Here is a 19,817-nt window from a genome sequence, read left to right as displayed (position 1 = left end):
GAGAACCGAAATGTTAATTAAAAATACGCATTTAGCGCAAAGAGAAGGGTTGTGGCAACTATTAATCGAGAATGGCAAAATTGCGAAAATTTTACCCAATGATGTTGAAATTAAAACCGATAAAAAAATATTAGATGCGGAACAAGGCATTGTTTATCCGCCGTTTATTGAACCACATATTCATTTGGATGCAACACAAACTGCAGGGCAGCCGAATTGGAATCGATCCGGAACGCTTTTTGAAGGCATTGAGCGTTGGGCAGAGCGTAAATCGCTATTAAGCCACGATGATGTTAAACAGCGTGCTTGGAAAACGCTAAAATGGCAAATTGCTAATGGCGTACAATTTGTGCGTACCCACGTAGATGTTTCCGATCCGACTTTAACCGCATTAAAAGCAATGTTGGAAGTCAAACAAGAAGTTGCTCCGTGGGTTGATTTGCAAATTGTTGCCTTTCCTCAGGAAGGCATTTTATCTTATCCGAATGGGGTAAACCTGTTAGAACAGGCAATGGAAATGGGTGCTGATGTTGTTGGCGGTATTCCTCATTTTGAATTTACACGTGAATATGGCGTGGAATCTATGCATATTGCATTTGAAATCGCCAGACGTTATGGGAAACAGATAGATATTCATTGCGATGAAATTGATGATGAGCAGTCCCGTTTTGTCGAAACTGTGGCGGCATTAGCACTAAAATATGAAATGGGTGATCAAGTAACTGCAAGCCATACTACCGCGATGCACTCCTACAATGGCGCATATACCTCTCGCCTATTCCGATTATTGAAATTATCAGGCATTAATTTTGTTGCAAATCCATTGGTGAATATTCATCTTCAAGGCCGCTTTGATACCTATCCAAAACGGCGCGGCATTACACGTGTCAAAGAGATGTTAGAAAACAATATTAATGTCTGTTTTGGGCACGATGATGTCTTTGATCCTTGGTATCCATTAGGAACTGCCAGCACACTGCAAGTATTGCATATGGGATTACACGTTTGTCAGTTAATGGGTTACGATCAAATCAATGACGGTATTAAACTGATTACGGAAAATAGTGCCAAAACATTAGCAATTCAGGATTACGGCATCAGTGAAGGTAACAGCGCAAATTTAGTGATTTTACCGGCAGAAAATGGATTCGATGCCGTTCGCCGTCAAGTTCCGGTGCGTTATTCTATTCGCGCCGGCAATATCATTGCAGAAACCCAACCGGCACAAAGTTACATTCACTTAGCAACCACAGAAAAAGTGGATTATCGTTAATCGAAAAAGTGGGGCAAATGCCCCACTGAAATTAAGAGATCAGAGATACTGTTTGAATTGATCTTGGATGTTGAGTAGCTGTTGTTTCGTCAGCATAAATACGCCGTCACCACCGTGTTTGAATTTAATCCACTCAAACGGTACGGTTGGAAATTGCTCAATTAAATGCACCATACTGTTGCCCACCTCACAAACCAGCACGCCGTTATCATTTAAATATTCCGGTGCGGCAGCAATAATCCTTTTCGCTAAAATTAAACCATCATTGCCGGCTTCAAGTGCTAATACAGGTTCGTGTGAAAACTCTTCCGGCATATCGGCAAGATCTTCAGCATCAACATAAGGTGGATTGCTGACAATCAGATCATAGCCCTCTTTCGGCAAATTATTGAATAAATCGGATTGTAATGGGAACACTTGATGCTCAAGATGATGATTGGCGATGTTTATTTCAGTAACATTCAACGCATCCAATGAAATATCAACTGCATCAATTTCCGCATTCGGGAATTTATCGGCACAAGCGATAGCGATACAACCACTGCCGGTGCACATATCTAATATACGTTTCGGTTCACTGCGCAATACACCGGTAAAACCGTCCTGAATTAATTCACCGATTGGTGAACGAGGAATAATCACACGCTCATCAACATAAAATTGCAAACCGCAAAACCAAGCACTGTGAGTGAGATAAGCCACCGGTTTTCTGTTTTCGATGCGTTCAATAACAAGCGACAATAATTTCTGTTTTTCAATATCCGTTAAACGTGATTGATACAGTTCCGCCGGCACATCCAGTGGCAAGTGAAGCGTAGAAAGCACAAGTTGTAATGCTTCATCCCACGCATTATCAAAACCGTGACCATAAAAAATATCAGAAGCATTAAAATAACTATACGTCCAACGCAAAAAATCCTGAATGGTATGCAAACTGGATAAAGGTGAATAAAGTTGAATTTCTTCAATAATATCTTGATTAAAAAGAGGTTGTTCAGTCATAAAAAGCCATTGTATTGCTTGAAAAAAGATGGTGCATTTATACCACATTTTCACGCTAAAGTGTATGTGTGTTAGAATAGCCGCCCTGTCTAAAGGAGGTCGTTATGGATAGTGAAGACAAAACGTTGTTTCGCGAGTTTGTGAAAGGCATCAAACCATTAAAGCAGAATACGGTGACTTTTGCGCCACGTCGTAAACAGATGCAACAACAGCAGCAACAAATTAAAGATATTCGCGAAAAAGAGGATGCGCTATTTTATTTTTCTGATGAGTATGAGCCGCTACTGGATACGCAAACAATGCGCTATTTGCGAGAGGGTGAAGATAGCTATATTTTAAAACGCTTGCGCCGCGGTGATTTTATTCCGGATCTTTTTCTAGATTTACACGGATTAACCAAAGAACAGGCAAAACAGGAATTGGCAGCATTGATATTGGCTTGTGAAAAAGAGCATTTACCCTGCGCCTGTATTATGACCGGTTACGGCAGTTATACCCTAAAAAACCAGATTCCGCGCTGGTTGGTACAGCATCCAAAAGTTATTGCCCTGCATCAGGCAACAAAAGAGTGGGGTGGGGATGCCGCCATTTTAGTGTTAGTTGATGTCGGCATCGATTTGATGATTTAACTGTCTTTTTTTTAGCTATTTTCAAGGGAAATATCCGCTTGGGCGGTATCCACCATATTTAAGGAGCAAAGCCGATTATTGCTTAATTGGCAAGGAAAGACAAAAAATTGCTTATTATCTCTTTCAAGAGATTTTGATAATATTAAAATATTATTATTGGTAGATAGAACATAATAAGGTTGTCCTTCAAATAAAATAGTTGCATATTCTGAAATTAAAATTGGGCTAACATATCCAACCAAAAAGACAGAAAGAATAAAATAAATATAGACAGCTGACATTACAAGCATAGCATTTATTTTTTGCCTATTGATTATCTGTATAAGATCTTGCAGTCGAAAAGTAGAAACAGTTTTATTAAAAACGATAGAAGTTGGGATAGACAATAATAGATAAATAATAATTGGGGTGTAGTCTATCTCTTTCATAAAGAGAAACAACACAACTGCAATTGGGGATAATACGGTTGTTAGAACAATAAATAACCTTATTGATCGTATAATATCCTGTGGACAATATTTTTTAACTAAATGCAAAACATACATACCACAAGAGTAGAAAATAGTGATGATAATTGAAAAAAAGACAACATATCCCAAACTTCGAGCAATATTTGAAGTGCCAACTTCTACCAACTCCCAAGAATAACCATAATAATATGCTCTAGCCCAACCACAGACATAAGCAATAGACCAACCTAAACAAATTAAATATGCCATTAAAATGGAAGAATTAATAAGATGATTTAGACTTTTCAAGTTTATTTCTCTTCTTTTATAGTAAATAAAAGTTAGTATTTTAATGGAAAATAGCGGAGAGTCTAGTCAGAGTTGTCTATTTTTTGTATAAAAACACTATAGTATTGAAGTTGAAACACTTATACTAAAACGCGTTTTATCAAAACAGATTAGGAGAACCTCTATGCAAATAGCACCGGCACTATTATTAATTGACTTGCAACAAGGCTTTGATATTCCGAATTATTGGGGAGATGAAAGAAATAACCCGGATGCGGAACAGAAAGCAAGGGAATTATTAATACTTTGGCGTGAGAGAGGTTACCCGATTTTTCATATACAACACTGTTCTCAAATTGCAACTTCTTGTTTAGCGCCTAATCATCCAGGAAATCAATTTAAGGCAATTACTGCGCCGATAAAGGGTGAAACCATCATTCAAAAGCAGGTAAACAGTGCATTTATCGGCACAGATTTAAAACAACAATTAGATCAACGGAAAATTAAACAACTTGTGATTGTTGGATTAACTACCGATCATTGCGTGTCAACCACGACCAGAATGGCAGGTAATTATGGTTATGAAGTCTTTCTTATTTCTGATGCAACCGCCACTTTCAATCGCAGAGGCATTAATGGAGAAAATTTCCCCGCTCAATTAATGCACGACACCGCACTTGCCAGTTTAAACGGTGAATTTGCAACGGTGTTGACGGCAGAGCAGGCAATAAAAAAACTCCTTTCCTGATGAAATTCCATTCATTATTCCTTGAAAAGAAGTGAGTTTATATTCTCACTTCTTTTCAACCCCTTTCATAAAAAATAAGCAAAAAATCAAAAATATTGTGGGCGAGATCATAACTTTGACATATTGCAGTAGGTTTTATACTAAAAAGAGAGTATAAAATACTTATTCGTTTTATCATATTTACTACAGAGCAAACGATTGCTTGTGCTTGATAGGAACGATGCTTGTAGCAGTATGATGAAGTATGTCGTGGAGATACTGTTGTATTTTGTGGAGAATCTCGTGGAATTATCGACTTCTGGTTCCTCTAATGGACTCATTTCAAGAAGATCTCAACTGGAACAGCAAGCTCGTGCTGTTGGTGTTTCGCCTTTCTATTATACGTTGGAAGGACAGAAAATTGATGTTGATGATGCTGTCTTATCTCAATTAATTTCGTGGTTGAAACCTGAGCAAAATAGTGTAGGACAGTTTAAAAATATCTTTGTGTTAAATGCAGAAACAGTAGAATATTTGGACTGGCAAAAGCTTAATTTTGCAGATGATGAAATACCATACCAGCTTTTAAATGAAAATAATGAAAAAATTGAAAATAGCTGGGACTTTCAGAGCAGAGAATATATTAAGTTTATGCCGTTATCGATGGGTTATTACTATTTGATAACAAATTATGCTCGCTACTGTTTATTGGTTGCACCAGCGAAAATTTATCAGCCAACATTATTAAGTAATGGTAATAAAGTCAGTGGCTTAAATGTTCAGCTTTATAGTTTACGTTCATCGCGAAATTGGGGAATTGGTGATTTAGCCGATTTAGAGGCAATTGCGGTAGAGTATGCAAAGGATGGCATTGATTTTATTGGGATTAACCCGTTGCATGCACTGTTTCCGGCGCATCCTGAATGGGCGAGTCCTTATAGCCCGTCATCTCGTCGATGGTTAAATCCGATTTATTTAGCAGTAGATCTTTTGCCTGAAGCAACTTCAAGCGCGTTTATTACGTGGTTTAATGATAATTCTGTTCAACAACAATTAGCTCAATTACAGGATTGTGCGTGGGTGGATTATTCCGGTGTTTGGCAGTTGAAATTGGCAGCTTTGCGTGTTGCCTATCAAGCATTTAAACGTGAAGGGCAGTTTGCGGCACGTCGTCAAGCATTTTCGCAGTTTGTTGCGCAACAGGGCGAACCGCTATATTTGCACGGTCTTTTTGAAACGTTGGATCGCGCGTTTTCTCAACAGCAAAAAGAGGAAGATGATGATCAACTTTTAGGTTGGTTTGCTTGGGATAAAGCTTATCAAAATCCGAACAGTGAAACAATGAAGCAGTTCGCCGCAGAGCATAAAACACAGATTGAATTTTATATGTGGCTACAGTGGCTAATGCACGATCAGCTTTCAGCCGTGCGGAAATCAGTAGCGCAATCCGGTGTCAAATTGGGGCTTTATGGTGATCTGGCTGTTGGTGTAGCCCGTGGCGGTTCGGACACTTGGTGTGATCGTCAATTATTCTGCTTGCAGGCTTCTGTCGGTGCACCGCCGGATGAACTCGGCCCAGCAGGACAGAACTGGCAATTGCCTCCGTTACAACCGCAACAATTACGTGCGTTGGGCTATCAACCGTTGATTAAATTGTGGCGAGCCAATATGTTAAATTATGGTATTTTGCGTATTGATCATGTAATGGCGCTGTATCGTTTATGGTGGATTACTTCGGGCAATAATGCAGCAAATGGTGCTTATGTTCATTATCCAATTGATGAAATGATGGCAGTGTTGGCAATTGAAAGCCATCGTTGTCATTGTTTGATTGTTGGCGAAGATTTGGGAATTGTGCCACCAGAAGTGCGTCAATGGTTGGATCGTTATGGTGTTTATTCTTATGCAGTGATGTATTTTAATCGTGGCTACGATGGTTATTTATTGCCGGAACAATATAAAAAAAATGCATTAGCGGTAGTCAGTACTCACGATTTACCTCCATTAAGTGGTTTTTGGCAATCAACAGACATTGAAACGATGTATCAGCTCGGCGTGTTGCAACAGGATAAATATGAAAAAGCACTGCAACAACGATCTGATGATAAATTACGCTTTATCCAAACATTAAAACAGGCAAAATTATTGCCAACATTCCCACGGGACTTTTCTTTGACGAATGAACTGAACTTGGCGATACATCAGTTAGGTGCAGTAAGTGAAAGTCAATTATTTGCCTTGCAGCCAGAAAATTTATTAGGAGTTACTTCATCATTCAATATTCCGGGAGTAGCAAAAGCGTATCCGAATTGGCGTTATCGTTTGCCGAATTCATTACTTGATCCGAAAATTATTCAAGAATTGCATCGTAATTTACGTCAAATTATTGCTACAAGACAAACCTTGCCGACAGAGGTGGCGGCAGAATGTTATCAAGATAGTCTCAAATTTATTTTATTAGGAAAAAATAGTATGGTTACCCTTGATTATAACCAAATCGAACAGTTATTTAATGCGGTACACGCTGATCCGTTCTCTTTCTTAGGCCTACATATGACAGAGCAAGGGCTGATTATTCGTGCCTTATTGCCGAATGCAAAACAGGTAGAAATTTATAATCGTGATAGAAATCATTGTTTAGCCACAATGAAAGCTGTCGATGAACGTGGATTTTTTGTAGCATTATTGCCACATTCTGAGGTCAATCTGCATTATGTATTTAAAATTCAATATGAAAACAGTGCAGAAGCGATCTATCAGGAAGATCCTTATCGTTTCCCATCTTGCCTGTTTGAACTGGATAATTGGCTGTTAAAAGAGGGAACACATCATCGTCCATATGAAGCGATGGGCGCACATTTAACAGAAAACAGCTATGTTGCGGGCGTAAATTTCAGTGTTTGGGCGCCAAATGCTCGCCGAGTTTCTGTGGTCGGTGATTTTAACCAATGGGATGGTCGTCGTCACGTGATGCGTTTCCACCAAGAGAGTGGTATTTGGGAAATTTTTATTCCTGAAGTGAATGAAGGCAGCTTGTATAAATTTGAAATTTTGGATGCCAACGGTGATTTACGTTTGAAATCAGACCCTTATGCTTTTGCTGCGCAATTACGTCCGGAAACCGCTTCTGTTGTCACAAAATTGCCACCTAAACAACCGTATAATGCAGAACGAGCGAAAGCGAATGCGATTGATGCACCGATCAGTATTTATGAAGTGCATTTGGGCTCTTGGCGGCGCAATTTAGAAAATAATTATTGGCTAAGTTATGAGCAAATTGCGGATGAATTGATCGCTTATGTCAAAGAGATGGGCTTCACGCATATTGAATTATTACCGTTATCAGAATTTCCGTTTGACGGTTCGTGGGGTTATCAGCCATTGGGATTATATGCGCCGACCAGTCGTTTCGGTGATGCGAAAGGCTTGTGTCATTTCCTCGAAAAAGCGCACGAAGCCGGTATTTATGTGCTGTTGGATTGGGTGGTTGGTCACTTCCCGACAGATGATTACGGCTTACGCAAATTCGATGGCACAGCACTATATGAACACGCCGATCCGCGCGAAGGTTATCATCAGGATTGGAATACCTTGATTTACAACTTTGGACGTAATGAAGTGCGTAACTATTTGACCGGTAATGCTTTGTATTGGGTGGAACGTTATGGCTTTGACGGTTTGCGGGTTGATGCGGTTGCCTCAATGATTTATCGAGATTACAGCCGCGCAAATGGCGAGTGGATTCCAAATCAATATGGCGGACGTGAAAATTTGGAAGCGATCAATTTCTTACAGCGCACCAATGCGTTATTGCAGGATGAACAGCGCGGTGTATTGGCGATTGCGGAAGAGAGTACCGCATTCCCGGGTGTTAGTCACGATACCCAAAGCGGCGGTTTAGGTTTCCAATTTAAGTGGAATATGGGCTGGATGAATGATACGTTGCGTTATATGAAATTAGATCCGATTTATCGTAAGTATCACCATAATTTATTGACATTCGGAATGATGTATCAATACAGCGAACATTTTGTATTGCCATTATCGCATGATGAGGTGGTCCACGGCAAAGGCTCTTTGTTAAGCAAAATGCCGGGTGATTGCTGGAAACAATTTGCTAATTTACGTGTTTATTACGGTTATATGTGGGGCTTTCCGGGTAAAAAACTGCTCTTTATGGGGAATGAGTTTGCTCAAGGCAGAGAATGGAATTATCAAGAAAGTTTGGATTGGTTCTTGCTCAATGAAGAATACGATGGTTGGCATAATGGTGTTCAAAAATGGGTGCGAGATTTAAATCATCTTTATCAGCGTCATCCGGCATTGTGGCAGCAAGATCAACATCCTAATGGTTTTGAATGGTTAGTTGTGGATGATGCGGAACAATCGGTTTTAGTATTTGCTCGTTATGCGAAAAACGGTGATACCGTAGTTGTCGTGTGTAATTTTACTCCTGAAGTTCGTCATAATTACCGTTTTGGTGTGCGTAAAGCCGGATTTTATCGTGAGGTGCTGAATTCCGATGATGTGTCCTATAAAGGTAGCGGTGTGAATAACGGTGAAGGCGTTTGGAGTGAAAAAATCGAAAGCCACGGTAAAGCTAACTCAATCAGCATTGATGTGCCGCCACTAGGTGCAAGCTATTTTGTATTGGAAAATGCAGAGGAGGATGAAACTGATGATGCGGAACTGGCAGAAGCAACAAAAGCAGAGCAAGCGGTTACCGTAGCACCCAAAGGAAAAGAAAGCCTTTCAGATACGAATAACAGCAAAGTGAGCAAAACGGCTTCCAAAAGAAAACCGGCTAAAAAAGCAAGATCAGTGAAACGAAAAACCAGTAAATAATGATTATGTAGCATAGGGATTAAGTGGTTATGGCTCATCATCTTAAACGGCTGAAATCAGGTTCAATCAGAGAATTTGAGATAAAGAAAAAGCAAACGTTTATCGGTTATCGTTATCCGATTGGCTGTCATCGCGCCGAATTTGCCGGCAAACAAGGCTTTAATTTTGTGTTGGTTGCACCTCACGCTAGTGAAGCTTGGCTTTGCCTGTTTGATGAACATAGCCACGAAACCCGTTATTCAATGTTCAGACAACAGGATTGTTTCACTCTCTTTGTCGCTAATATTGAAGTCGGGCAGAAATACGGTTTTCGTTTGAACGGTAACTCGGAATTCCCTTATTGTTACAATGTCACCAATTTATTGATCGATCCTTACAGCCGTGCGGTAGACGATTTGCCTGCATTAGCAACCTTTGAACAGTTACAACCGTTTCATTGGGATAATCCGGACGACAACGCTTGGCTTGCGCCGAAAAGTGTGATTACAGAAGATGATTTTGATTGGCTGGACGATAAAGCACCACGAACACCTTGGTCTGAAACCATTATCTATGAATTGCACGTTAAAGGTTTTTCCAAATTAAATGAGGCGGTTCCTGTAGCATTAAGAGGAACATTTGCCGGTTTGGCTGATCCAGTAAATCTAGCATATTTGCAAAATTTAGGTGTTACTGCGTTAGAACTTTTACCGATAACGTTGCATTTGGATGAACCTCATTTGCAGAGAAATCATAAAAAGAACTATTGGGGCTACAATGTGTTAGCACATTTTGCCCCAGATCAAAAGTTATCATCAATAAAAGCAGTATCATTAGAACTGAAATCTGTAGTAAGAGCCTTGCACCGAATGGGGATTGAAGTGATTTTGGATGTAGTTTTTAACCATACGGCGGAAAATGATATTTCCGGACCAACGCTTTGTCAGCGAGGCATTGATAATTGTCTTTATTATTGGCATCACCAACAGCAATATGAAAATTGGACCGGTTGCGGTAACAGTTTGAATTTATCAGAACCGCGAGTGTTGCAATGGGTAATGGATTGTTTGCGTTACTGGGTCAATGAATTTCATATTGATGGCTTCCGTTTCGATTTGGCTTCTGTGTTGGGCAGAACGCCGCAATTCAGTTCAAAATCCGCATTTTTTACCGCACTACAACAAGATCCGGTTTTAGCAAACTGTAAATTGATTGCTGAACCTTGGGACGTTGGTGACGGCGGTTATCAGCTAGGTTCATTCCCTGCCTTTTTTGCAGAATGGAATGACCGTTTCCGTGGCGATATTCGCCGTTTTTGGTTAAATGACAGCCAACAATTAGGTGTATTGGCACAACGTTTTGCCGGCAGTGCCGATACTTTTCAACATCAAAATCGCTCTGCTTACAGTTCAATTAATTTTATTACAGCACACGACGGTTTTAATTTACAGGATTTAGTCAGTTATAACGAAAAACATAACTGGGATAACGGTGAAGAGAATCGTGACGGTGATAATCATAATTTTTCGTTTAATCACGGAGAAGAGGGAGAAACCGAGAATATTGAAATTAGACAACAACGCATATTCAGTAAAAAAGCGTTGTTGGCAACGGCGTTACTGGCATTAGGAACGCCAATGTTATTGGCAGGAGATGAAATTGGTCATAGCCAACAGGGCAATAATAACTGTTATTGTCAGGATAATGAGTTGACGTGGTTAAATTGGCAAGATGCCGATACAGAATTGCAACAATATGTGGCGGATCTCATTGCCTTACGCAAAGAGATGGCAACCGCCGGTATTTATGAAAATTGGTGGAGTAGCGACAACGCACAATGGTTTAATCCGCAAGGTAAACCGATGCAGACGCAGGATTGGCAACAGGGAAGAGCCTTAACGTTATTATTACAAGGGAAGTATTTATTACTTTTTAATGCTAATCGTGGTGAGCAAATTTTTCAGCTTCCAGCCGGAATTTGGCAGAAACGGTTTGGCGAGGGTCTCAGGATCGAACAATCTCAAGCGATTGTGGCGCATCTGGGAGTTGTTATTTTAATGCAGTCACTTATTGAAAAGCGATAACCACAGGAGAATATTATGAACGCAGCAGCAACCACTACAACAAAAAACGCGATTCCAACGCGTGAAAGTATTGCTAACGATACATTAGTGCTTATTTTAGCAGGAGGAAGAGGATCTCGTTTGCACGAGATGACCGATCGTCGTGCTAAACCTGCCGTCTATTTTGGAGGTGCTCATCGTATCATCGATTTTGCTTTATCCAATTGTCTTAATTCAGGTTTATTGAAAATTGGGGTAATTACGCAATATGAGGCGCACTCATTATTACGTCACTTACAACACGGCTGGTCGTTCTTACCGCGCGAGCGTGGACATTTCGTGGATATGTTGCCGGCGCGTCAACAATTAAATGATTCTACTTGGTATCGTGGTACTGCGGATGCGGTATGGCAAAACGTTCCTATTATGAAAGAGCATTATCGCCCTAAATATGTACTTATCCTTGCCGGTGACCACATTTATAAAATGGACTATATGCGTATGATCGAAGATCATATCGAATTCGGCGGTAAAGCAACCGTTGGTTGTATTGAAGTGCCGAAAGAAGATGCGAAAGCATTCGGTGTGATGGCAGTTAATGAAAAATTAAAAGTAGAACAATTTGTGGAAAAACCGGCAAATCCGCCAACATTACCGCATAAACCGGATTCATCATTAGCCTCAATGGGTATTTATGTTTTCGATGCCGACTATTTATATGATATTTTGGCGCGTGAAGCCAGCTACGAAAATACATCTCACGATTTCGGTAAAGATATTATCCCGGCAATGGTGAAAGAAGGCTTGCTTTATGCGCATCCGTTTGAACGCTCAAGTAAAGGTAGAAATACGCAAGGTTTAATTTACTGGCGTGATGTCGGTACGTTAGAAAGTTACTGGGCGGCAAATATCGATTTAGTCAGTGAAAAACCGCAGTTGGATATGTTTGACAGCAGCTGGCCGATTCGTACCGTGCCAAAACAGACTTTACCAACAAAATTTTTCTATAAACATCCACATAAACAGACAATTGATAACTCGCTTATCGGTGGTAGTGGGGTGATTACTGATGCAGAAATCAGTAATTCAGTGCTGTTTGACCACGTGAGAGTGGATGAGGGATCAAAAATTGAATATGCGGTTGTTTTGCCTCAAGTGAAAATTGGTAAAAACTGTGTATTACATCGTTGTATTATTGATCGTAATTGCCGTATTCCGGATGGAATGAAAATCGGTGTGGATCTTGAATTGGATCGTCAACGTTTCAGAATCAGCAGTAAAGGTGATATTGTATTGGTTACCGAACCAATGTTGGAAAAATTATTCGCTAATGATGAAACTGCGATAGACGCAACTAAAACAGATAAAGAAGAGTAATCTGTTATTCCTGTCTTAATAAACATCCGCTTTTTATTGATAGCATCCTCTAAAAAGCGGATATTTTTGCTCAATAAAATTAAGGTTAAATGTTTCAATTCAGCGTTTCCAATACCTAACACGTTGCGCTATGAATTGTCCTGATTTGTAAGAGGTTATCTCTCTCAAATGAAAAACATTCTACCGCTGGAAACGGCGGGGTTTTAACCATTTAGGAGTTTTTGATGAAAGTACTTCATATTTGTTCTGAATTGTATCCATTAATTAAAACCGGCGGCTTAGCCGATGTAATGGGTGCATTACCGTTTGCACAACAAGCGGAAGGTATGGATGTTCGAGTCGTTCTACCAATGTATCCGGCAGTAGCAGAAAAACTTCCGCAACATCAACATTCATTACATCTGTTCAGTTTTGCTGGTCATATTGAAATTCGTTTTGCCGAATATAAAGGAATTGGCATTTATCTAATTAATGCACCGCATCTGTTTGATCGTGGTGGCAATCCATATCATAATGAATATTATCAGGATTATGCCGATAATTATTTACGTTTTGCCACACTCGGCTGGGTAGGTGCTTCCTTAGCTGCCGGCGCAGATCAGTGGTGGGGTGAAGCGGACGTAATGCATATGCACGATTGGCAAGCCGGTTTGGCAGCCGCTTATGCCACCGCTTGGCAATTACCGTTAAAGAAAATTTTTACTATCCATAACTTGGCTTATGCCGGTCTGTTTGATGCTCGTCATATGGCTGAACTGCAGCTGCCGTATCACTTTTTCCACGTTGACGGCTTAGAATTTTACGGGCAAATTTCTTATCTTAAATCCGGGTTGTATTATGCTGATGAAATTACTGCGGTAAGCCCGACTTATGCCAAAGAGATTACCGATCCTAGTATGGCATACGGTTTTGACGGTTTATTGCAAACGCGAGCTGCTCAAAACCGTTTACACGGGATTTTGAACGGTGTTGATGATCAGGTTTGGAATCCGGCAACTGACAACTATATCGCTAAGACCTATAAACACGGCAAAATGCACGGCAAGAAAAAAGATAAACAGGCATTGCAGGCAGAATTCGGTTTAACTGAAACCGAGTCAGCACCACTATTAGTAATGGTTACCCGATTAGTCGAACAAAAAGGTGCAGATCTGGTGATCAATGCTGCAGAAGAATTGGTGAATCGAGGTGTGCAATTAGCAGTGTTGGGATCAGGTGCGCCGCATTTTGAAGAGGCGTTACGCCAATTAGCCACAAAATATCCTCAACAAATTGGGGTGAAAATTGCTTATAACGAGGCGCTTTCTCATCAAATGGTGGCAGGTGGCGATGTTATCTTAGTGCCGAGCCGCTTTGAACCTTGCGGTTTAACCCAATTATATGGCTTAAAATATGGTACTTTGCCATTGGTGCGCGCAACCGGCGGCTTAGCGGATACTGTAGTAGATACCACGCCGGAAACACAAAAGCAGAAAACGGCAACCGGTTTTGTGTTCCAATTTGCGGATGTGCAAGGTTTCCTTTATGCTGTTGATCAAATGTTATCTATTTGGCAAAAACCGCGTCAATGGAGTTTAATCCGTTCTACTGCGATGAGCAAAGATTTCAGTTGGCAGAAAGCCGCAAAAAGTTATTTTGCTCTGTATAATAAATAATCATTTTCTCAGTAGAGTACAAAAAGCATTCTTAATCAGGAATGCTTTTTTTATGCCGAAAAATCAACAAAAAATAGCATTATAAAGCCAATGATCAGGATAAAATTGATTATCGAAAAATGTATTTTCGCAAGAGATTATTGCTTTTAGGAAAAGCCTTAAATATCGCTTTTATCTTAAAAATGATAGGGCAGAACAGTTTATTACGAGCAATGATTTTTCCTTATCATTGCCATATATTTTAGCCAAAAAAGAAAGGTCTATTTTCTGAAAAATAGACCTTTAAAAATAGATAGTAAATATTACTTAATTTCAAAGCTTTCTAAAGTTGCGCCTTTATCTAGCTGAATTTGCATTGCTTTTGGTGTTCTACCTTGACCGGTCCAAGTTTTTCTAGAACCGTCTAAATCTGTATATTGGTATTTTGCCGGACGAGGTGCACGTTTTTTATGCTGGGAAGGGTTAAATTTCTGTAAGCTGATTACTTCCAATAATTCTTCTGGAGAGATGCCTTCTGATTTTAATAATTCTTTATATTTTTCAATTTTTTCTTGATGAGCAGCAATACTCTGTTTTTTAGACTCTTCTTCGGCTTTTCTTTCTTCAACAACTTGTTCAAATTTATTGAACATTGTCATTAGTTGTTCAACAGGTAATTCACGAGTTACAAGGCGTAATGAGCGAATATTATTTAATGTTTTTAATAACTCTTCCATTAATAATCTCCTATGGATCTTTGTTAATAGCGGTAATAAGAAAAGAATAAAGTGATTTTATAGAAAATAACGGGAAAGGTAAATATAAATTTTAATAAAAGAATAATTAAATAATAAATATAATTTAAAAGAACTTGCTTTTTTTGTTACTTGTTGTATCTTTTAGCCACCTGAAGTAGAGGTGCGATTATTATAAGTAGCTTCTTTGAGCCGACAGCTTTGAGAAGAAGGGAAAGGAATAACCGCCGAAATCAATTAAGCGTCATCTTAATTGGTTGGGATCGTTACCGAAAAGGGACGATACTGTCATAGTATTATTTTTTTGTTTAACTATGGAGCGCTACGAGTTAAGGTGGTTAATCTTTTATCCTTCCTTATTTGTGAATCCTTTTGAACACTCGCTAGACGCTTTTTCTTTTTATTAGGTTAGCGTTATGGAACTTACAGATTTTTCTTCTTCTATATGGTCGGTGGTGCCGCCATTATTAGCTTTGACTTTAGCAATGCTGACAAGGCGTGTGCTTTTATCTTTAACAACCGGGATTGTTGTCGGGGCATTAATGTTGACGGATGCCAATCCGCTTAATGCCGCAATTTATATTAAAAACAGTGTATTATCATTAGTTTATGGTGAAGACGGCATTAATCAGAATAATGTGAATATTATTATTTTCTTATTAATGTTGGGTGCATTGACCTCATTATTAACTGTTTCCGGAAGTAATCAGGCATTTGCGGCTTGGGCGCAAAAACATATTAAAAATAGACGCGGGGCAAAATTATTAACAGCGTGTTTAGTATTTTTTACCTTTATTGATGACTATTTCCATAGTTTGGCAGTGGGGGCAATTGCGCGTCCGGTAACGGATAAATTTAAAGTTTCTCGTGCAAAATTGGCCTATATTTTGGATTCAACCGCCGCACCGATGTGTGTATTGATGCCGATTTCAAGTTGGGGAGCTTATATTATGACGCTGGTTGCCGGATTATTGGCAACACATTCGATCACCGAATATTCGCCGATGGGAGCGTTTGTGGCAATGAGTGCGATGAACTATTACGCCATATTTGCTATTCTCACTGTCTTTTTCGTGGCTTATTTCTCTTTTGATATCGGTTCAATGGCGCGTCACGAAAATCAAGCTTTACAGGCGACACAAAATAGTGAACAACAAGATGAAGAAGTGGTTAAGGGACGAGTTAGTGCTTTAATTGTGCCGATTTTAGTGCTAATTGCCGGTACAGTATCAATGATGATGTATACCGGATATCAGGCATTAGCAGAAAACGGACAAGCTTTTTCGGTTTTAGGTGCATTTGAAAATACAACCGTCGGTATTTCATTGGTTGTAGGCAGTTTAATTTCATTTGCGGTGGCTTCGTTATTTGTATTTAATACCATCAGCTTTGCCGACTATATTAAAGCGATTCTTCTTGGCTTTAAATCAATGTCCGGCGCGATTACTATTCTTTTCTTTGCTTGGACAATTAATACCATTGTTGGCGATGTCAACACTGGGAAATATTTAGCGAGTCTTGTCAGCGGTAATATGATGACACAATTATTGCCGGCATTATTATTCCTACTTGCCATTATTATGGCGTTCTCAACCGGAACAAGCTGGGGAACCTTCGGTATTATGTTACCGATTGCAGCAGCAATGGCGGCAAATGCCGATCCGGCACTAATGTTACCTTGTTTGTCAGCTGTAATGGCAGGGGCAGTGTGCGGTGATCACTGTTCGCCGGTATCCGACACCACAATCTTATCTTCTACCGGTGCGGCTTGTAACCATATTGACCACGTAACTACACAATTGCCTTATGCGGCAGTGGTGGCGATTGCGTCGTTCGTTGGTTATATCTGTGTAGGTTTTACCGATTCAGCGATTTTAGGTTTTGTGATTACAGCGGTTATGTTGGCGGTTTTACTTTTCATTTTTAGATCTCGCCGGCAAAATTTAAAATAAATTAAATAAAAATTATATTTTATAAAATACGGCTTTATGCCGTATTTTTTTTGACTTTTAGTTAAATCATTTTATTTTTATCTTTAAAATGATTTTAATTCAGAATTAAATTCTGAAATTATTCTTATTTGGCGATATGTGCTGCTATAGACAAAGTTAAAAATATGCAGTAAAACTAGACTCACAACATCAATAGAACAAGAAAATGGAGAAGAGGATATGAAAAAATTATCTGGTGCGGAAATGGTCGTTCAATCATTACGAGATCAGGGAGTGGAATATTTATTTGGTTATCCCGGCGGTTCGGTGCTTGATATTTATGATGCTATTCATCAACTTGGCGGTATTGAGCACATTTTAGTCCGCCACGAACAGGGTGCCGTTCATATGGCAGACGGTTATGCACGTTCCACCGGTAAAGTCGGTTGTGTTTTAATTACATCCGGCCCCGGTGCAACCAATACCATTACTGGAATTGCTACAGCTTATATGGATTCTGTTCCATTAGTTGTGCTATCCGGCCAAGTAATGGGAAATTTAATCGGAAGCGATGCATTCCAAGAGTGTGATATGGTCGGTATTTCTCGTCCGGTGGTAAAACATAGCTTTTTAGTGAAAAAAGCGGAAGATATTCCTTATATTATGAAAAAAGCGTTTTATATCGCGTCAACCGGCAGACCGGGCCCAGTTGTCATCGACTTGCCGAAAGACGTGCTTAATCCGGCAGTAAAATATAATTATAGTTATCCGGAAGAAGTGCATTTGCGTTCCTATAATCCGACTTTACAAGGACATAAAGGACAAATTAAGAAGGCACTTAAAGCGATTCAAATTGCTAAACGTCCGGTGTTGTTTATTGGTGGTGGTGTAATTACCTCAAATTGTGCTGAGGAAGTGACCCAATTTGCGCACAATTTAAATCTTCCTGTCACTGCTTCTTTAATGGGCTTAGGCGGTTTTCCGGGAGATGATAAACAATTCCTTGGTATGCTTGGTATGCACGGCACCTATGAAGCCAATAACGCCATGCATCAGAGTGATTTAATTATTGGTATCGGCGTACGTTTTGATGACCGCACCACCAATAATTTGGCAAAATATTGCCCTTATGCACAAGTGATTCATATTGATATTGATCCAACTTCCATTTCAAAAAATGTGATTGCCAATATTCCGATTGTAGGTGATGCAAAAACGGTATTAGATGAATTTTTAACTTTGTTGACAGAAGAGGATATTGCGAAAGCACAACAATGGTTATCTGATTGGTGGCAACAAATTGAACAATGGCGAGAAAAACAGTGCTTGAATTATGAAAAGAATAGTGAAGTGATTAAACCGCAACAGGTGATTGAAACTCTTTATAAATTAACGAAAGGTGATGCCTATATTGCTTCCGATGTCGGACAACATCAAATGTTTGCCGCATTGCATTATCCTTTCGCTAAACCGCGCCATTGGATCAATTCAGGAGGATTGGGCACAATGGGCTTCGGTTTGCCGGCAGCATTAGGCGTCAAATTGGCACACCCTGAAGCAAAGGTTGTCTGCGTTACCGGTGATGGCAGTATTCAGATGAATATTCAAGAACTTTCAACGGCAAAACAGTATGGAATTCCGGTTGTGATTGTCAGTTTGAATAACCGTTTCTTAGGAATGGTAAAACAGTGGCAAGATATTATTTATGCCGGACGTCATTCACAATCCTATATGGATTCATTACCGGATTTTGTTAAATTGGCTGAGGCTTATGGGCATATCGGAATGCGAATTGAACATCCTGACGAATTGGAAACGAAATTAGCGGAAGCATTGGCAATTAAGGATAAAGTGGTCTTTGTCGATATTCGTGTTGATGAAACCGAACACGTTTATCCGATGCAAATGCGTGGTGGTGCAATGAATGAAATGTATTTAAGCAAAACGGAGAGATCATAATGCGTAGAATTTTATCAGTATTATTAGAAAATGAGTCAGGTGCGTTATCTCGTGTAGTTGGATTGTTCTCACAACGTGCTTTTAATATCGAAAGTTTAACCGTTGCGCCGACAGATGATCCGACACTTTCCCGTATGACGATTGAAGCTTATGGCGATGAACAGGTGTTGGAACAGATTGAAAAGCAATTACATAAATTAATCGATGTCTACCGTGTGATTAATCTCAGTGATGTCGAGCACGTGGAGAGAGAAGTGTTGCTGATCAAAGTGAAAGCACAAGGGCAAGTAAGGGAAGAGGTAAAACGAATGGCAGATATTTATCGTGGACAAATCGTTGACGTTACTCCGAAAACCTACACCGTGCAATTAAATGGAGATAGTGAAAAGTTGAATGCGTTTATTAAAGCATTGAAAGAAGAAACCTCTGTGATTGAGATTGTTCGTTCCGGCTTGATTAGCCTTTCGCGCGGTGAGAAAAACTGCTTATTGTCTTAATGCAATAAAATAATTATAGCCGGCTTTGAAAATAGCCGGCTTTTTTATGGGGAATTTTTTGACTCACTATCATCAGCTGTATCAGATGAAACCGATAACATATGCTGATACACTTGATCTAATACTGACTTTGGATCAAGTTCCAATGCAATACAATATTGAATAAATTCAATCACATCCAATCTCCGATCTCCAGTTTCAACTTTACCAATCAGAGAATAAATAACGCCGAGCTTATCAGATAAAGCTCGTTGAGATAAACCTAATGCTTTACGTTTTTCGATAAAAAGTTCGCGTAAAAACACCTGTTCTTGAGAATAAATAGAAGATCGTAATTTTTTCATTGCACCTATTTTAGGTTCAATCTATAATGCACCTGTTTTAGGTGCAACTTTGATAATTAGGAGGA

General features: G+C 39.5%; 14 protein-coding genes and 1 riboswitch. Of the genes, 10 read left to right on the top strand and 4 right to left on the bottom strand.

Annotated elements, in window-relative coordinates; genetic code table 11:
• The first annotated feature begins 10 nt into the window (after window positions 1-10).
• Window positions 11-1,273, top strand: coding sequence for a cytosine deaminase (locus A3EO_RS0103595; RefSeq protein ID WP_018346041.1), 1,263 nt, complete (start codon window positions 11-13; stop codon window positions 1,271-1,273).
• A gap of 39 nt (window positions 1,274-1,312) precedes the next feature.
• Here A3EO_RS0103595 and prmB read toward each other — a convergent pair whose 3' ends face one another.
• On the bottom strand, window positions 1,313-2,275 hold the full coding sequence (gene prmB, locus A3EO_RS0103590) for a 50S ribosomal protein L3 N(5)-glutamine methyltransferase (RefSeq protein WP_018346040.1): 963 nt from the start codon (window positions 2,273-2,275) through the stop codon (window positions 1,313-1,315).
• 104 nt (window positions 2,276-2,379) lie between these two features.
• On the opposite strand from prmB, the gene smrB reads away from it, so the two are divergent.
• The gene (gene smrB / locus A3EO_RS0103585; RefSeq protein WP_018346039.1) at window positions 2,380-2,904 is read left to right on the top strand and encodes an endonuclease SmrB; all 525 of its coding nucleotides are present in this window, start codon (window positions 2,380-2,382) and stop codon (window positions 2,902-2,904) included.
• Window positions 2,905-2,915: 11 nt separating this feature from the next.
• Here smrB and A3EO_RS0103580 read toward each other — a convergent pair whose 3' ends face one another.
• Entirely contained in the window at window positions 2,916-3,662 is a 747-nt protein-coding gene (locus tag A3EO_RS0103580; RefSeq protein WP_018346038.1) for a hypothetical protein, read from the bottom strand.
• A gap of 163 nt (window positions 3,663-3,825) precedes the next feature.
• On the opposite strand from A3EO_RS0103580, the gene A3EO_RS0103575 reads away from it, so the two are divergent.
• From A3EO_RS0103575 to glgA, 5 genes are all read left to right on the top strand, one after another.
• Window positions 3,826-4,389, top strand: a complete 564-nt coding sequence (locus A3EO_RS0103575) for a cysteine hydrolase family protein (protein ID WP_018346037.1) — start codon at window positions 3,826-3,828, stop codon at window positions 4,387-4,389.
• A gap of 282 nt (window positions 4,390-4,671) precedes the next feature.
• Complete coding sequence (glgB, locus tag A3EO_RS13890; RefSeq protein ID WP_018346036.1) at window positions 4,672-9,213, top strand: 1,4-alpha-glucan branching protein GlgB; 4,542 nt, start codon at window positions 4,672-4,674, stop codon at window positions 9,211-9,213.
• A 29-nt stretch (window positions 9,214-9,242) separates the two neighbouring features.
• Entirely contained in the window at window positions 9,243-11,276 is a 2,034-nt protein-coding gene (gene glgX, locus A3EO_RS0103565; RefSeq protein WP_018346035.1) for a glycogen debranching protein GlgX, read from the top strand.
• Window positions 11,277-11,291: 15 nt separating this feature from the next.
• Window positions 11,292-12,632 (top strand): glucose-1-phosphate adenylyltransferase, encoded by a 1,341-nt coding sequence (gene glgC / locus A3EO_RS0103560; RefSeq protein WP_018346034.1) that lies wholly within the window; start codon window positions 11,292-11,294, stop codon window positions 12,630-12,632.
• A 224-nt stretch (window positions 12,633-12,856) separates the two neighbouring features.
• Window positions 12,857-14,287 carry a glycogen synthase GlgA gene (gene glgA / locus A3EO_RS0103555; protein ID WP_018346033.1) on the top strand — a complete coding sequence of 477 codons (1,431 nt, stop codon included), beginning with the start codon at window positions 12,857-12,859 and terminating at the stop codon, window positions 14,285-14,287.
• Window positions 14,288-14,589: 302 nt separating this feature from the next.
• Here the strand turns inward: glgA and A3EO_RS0103550 are convergent, their stop codons facing one another.
• Window positions 14,590-15,003 carry an H-NS family histone-like protein gene (locus A3EO_RS0103550; protein WP_018346032.1) on the bottom strand — a complete coding sequence of 138 codons (414 nt, stop codon included), beginning with the start codon at window positions 15,001-15,003 and terminating at the stop codon, window positions 14,590-14,592.
• A gap of 168 nt (window positions 15,004-15,171) precedes the next feature.
• A riboswitch (Lysine riboswitch) is annotated at window positions 15,172-15,354 on the top strand.
• Window positions 15,355-15,437: 83 nt separating this feature from the next.
• On the opposite strand from A3EO_RS0103550, the gene A3EO_RS0103545 reads away from it, so the two are divergent.
• The 3 genes from A3EO_RS0103545 (at window position 15,438) to ilvN (ending at window position 19,408) form a co-directional block, all read left to right on the top strand.
• A complete protein-coding gene (locus tag A3EO_RS0103545) occupies window positions 15,438-16,973 on the top strand; it encodes a Na+/H+ antiporter NhaC family protein (protein ID WP_018346031.1) in 1,536 nt (511 codons plus the stop codon).
• 219 nt (window positions 16,974-17,192) lie between these two features.
• Window positions 17,193-18,911, top strand: coding sequence for an acetolactate synthase 3 large subunit (locus A3EO_RS0103540; RefSeq protein ID WP_018346030.1), 1,719 nt, complete (start codon window positions 17,193-17,195; stop codon window positions 18,909-18,911).
• Window positions 18,911-19,408 (top strand): acetolactate synthase small subunit, encoded by a 498-nt coding sequence (ilvN, locus tag A3EO_RS0103535; RefSeq protein ID WP_013744861.1) that lies wholly within the window; start codon window positions 18,911-18,913, stop codon window positions 19,406-19,408. The genes A3EO_RS0103540 and ilvN overlap by 1 nt, the downstream gene beginning before the upstream one ends.
• A 44-nt stretch (window positions 19,409-19,452) precedes the next feature.
• Here the strand turns inward: ilvN and A3EO_RS0103530 are convergent, their stop codons facing one another.
• A complete protein-coding gene (locus A3EO_RS0103530; RefSeq protein WP_018346029.1) occupies window positions 19,453-19,752 on the bottom strand; it encodes a helix-turn-helix domain-containing protein in 300 nt (99 codons plus the stop codon).
• Between the last annotated feature and the right edge of the window lie 65 nt (window positions 19,753-19,817).

Origin of the sequence: Gallibacterium anatis DSM 16844 = F 149 (assembly GCF_000379785.1) — a bacterium.
GTDB classification, from domain to species: domain Bacteria; phylum Pseudomonadota; class Gammaproteobacteria; order Enterobacterales; family Pasteurellaceae; genus Gallibacterium; species Gallibacterium anatis.
This window is presented reverse-complemented; position numbering and strand designations above follow the sequence as displayed.

Coding starts and splice junctions, on each gene's coding strand:
- A3EO_RS0103540 (WP_018346030.1), top strand. CDS start 17,193: ATGAAAAAATTATCTGGTGCGGAAATGGTCGTTCAATCATTACGAGAT.
- A3EO_RS0103550 (WP_018346032.1), bottom strand. CDS start 15,003: ATGGAAGAGTTATTAAAAACATTAAATAATATTCGCTCATTACGCCTT.
- glgX (WP_018346035.1), top strand. CDS start 9,243: ATGGCTCATCATCTTAAACGGCTGAAATCAGGTTCAATCAGAGAATTT.
- smrB (WP_018346039.1), top strand. CDS start 2,380: ATGGATAGTGAAGACAAAACGTTGTTTCGCGAGTTTGTGAAAGGCATC.
- prmB (WP_018346040.1), bottom strand. CDS start 2,275: ATGACTGAACAACCTCTTTTTAATCAAGATATTATTGAAGAAATTCAA.
- ilvN (WP_013744861.1), top strand. CDS start 18,911: ATGCGTAGAATTTTATCAGTATTATTAGAAAATGAGTCAGGTGCGTTA.
- glgA (WP_018346033.1), top strand. CDS start 12,857: ATGAAAGTACTTCATATTTGTTCTGAATTGTATCCATTAATTAAAACC.
- glgC (WP_018346034.1), top strand. CDS start 11,292: ATGAACGCAGCAGCAACCACTACAACAAAAAACGCGATTCCAACGCGT.
- A3EO_RS0103575 (WP_018346037.1), top strand. CDS start 3,826: ATGCAAATAGCACCGGCACTATTATTAATTGACTTGCAACAAGGCTTT.
- A3EO_RS0103545 (WP_018346031.1), top strand. CDS start 15,438: ATGGAACTTACAGATTTTTCTTCTTCTATATGGTCGGTGGTGCCGCCA.
- A3EO_RS0103595 (WP_018346041.1), top strand. CDS start 11: ATGTTAATTAAAAATACGCATTTAGCGCAAAGAGAAGGGTTGTGGCAA.
- A3EO_RS0103530 (WP_018346029.1), bottom strand. CDS start 19,752: ATGAAAAAATTACGATCTTCTATTTATTCTCAAGAACAGGTGTTTTTA.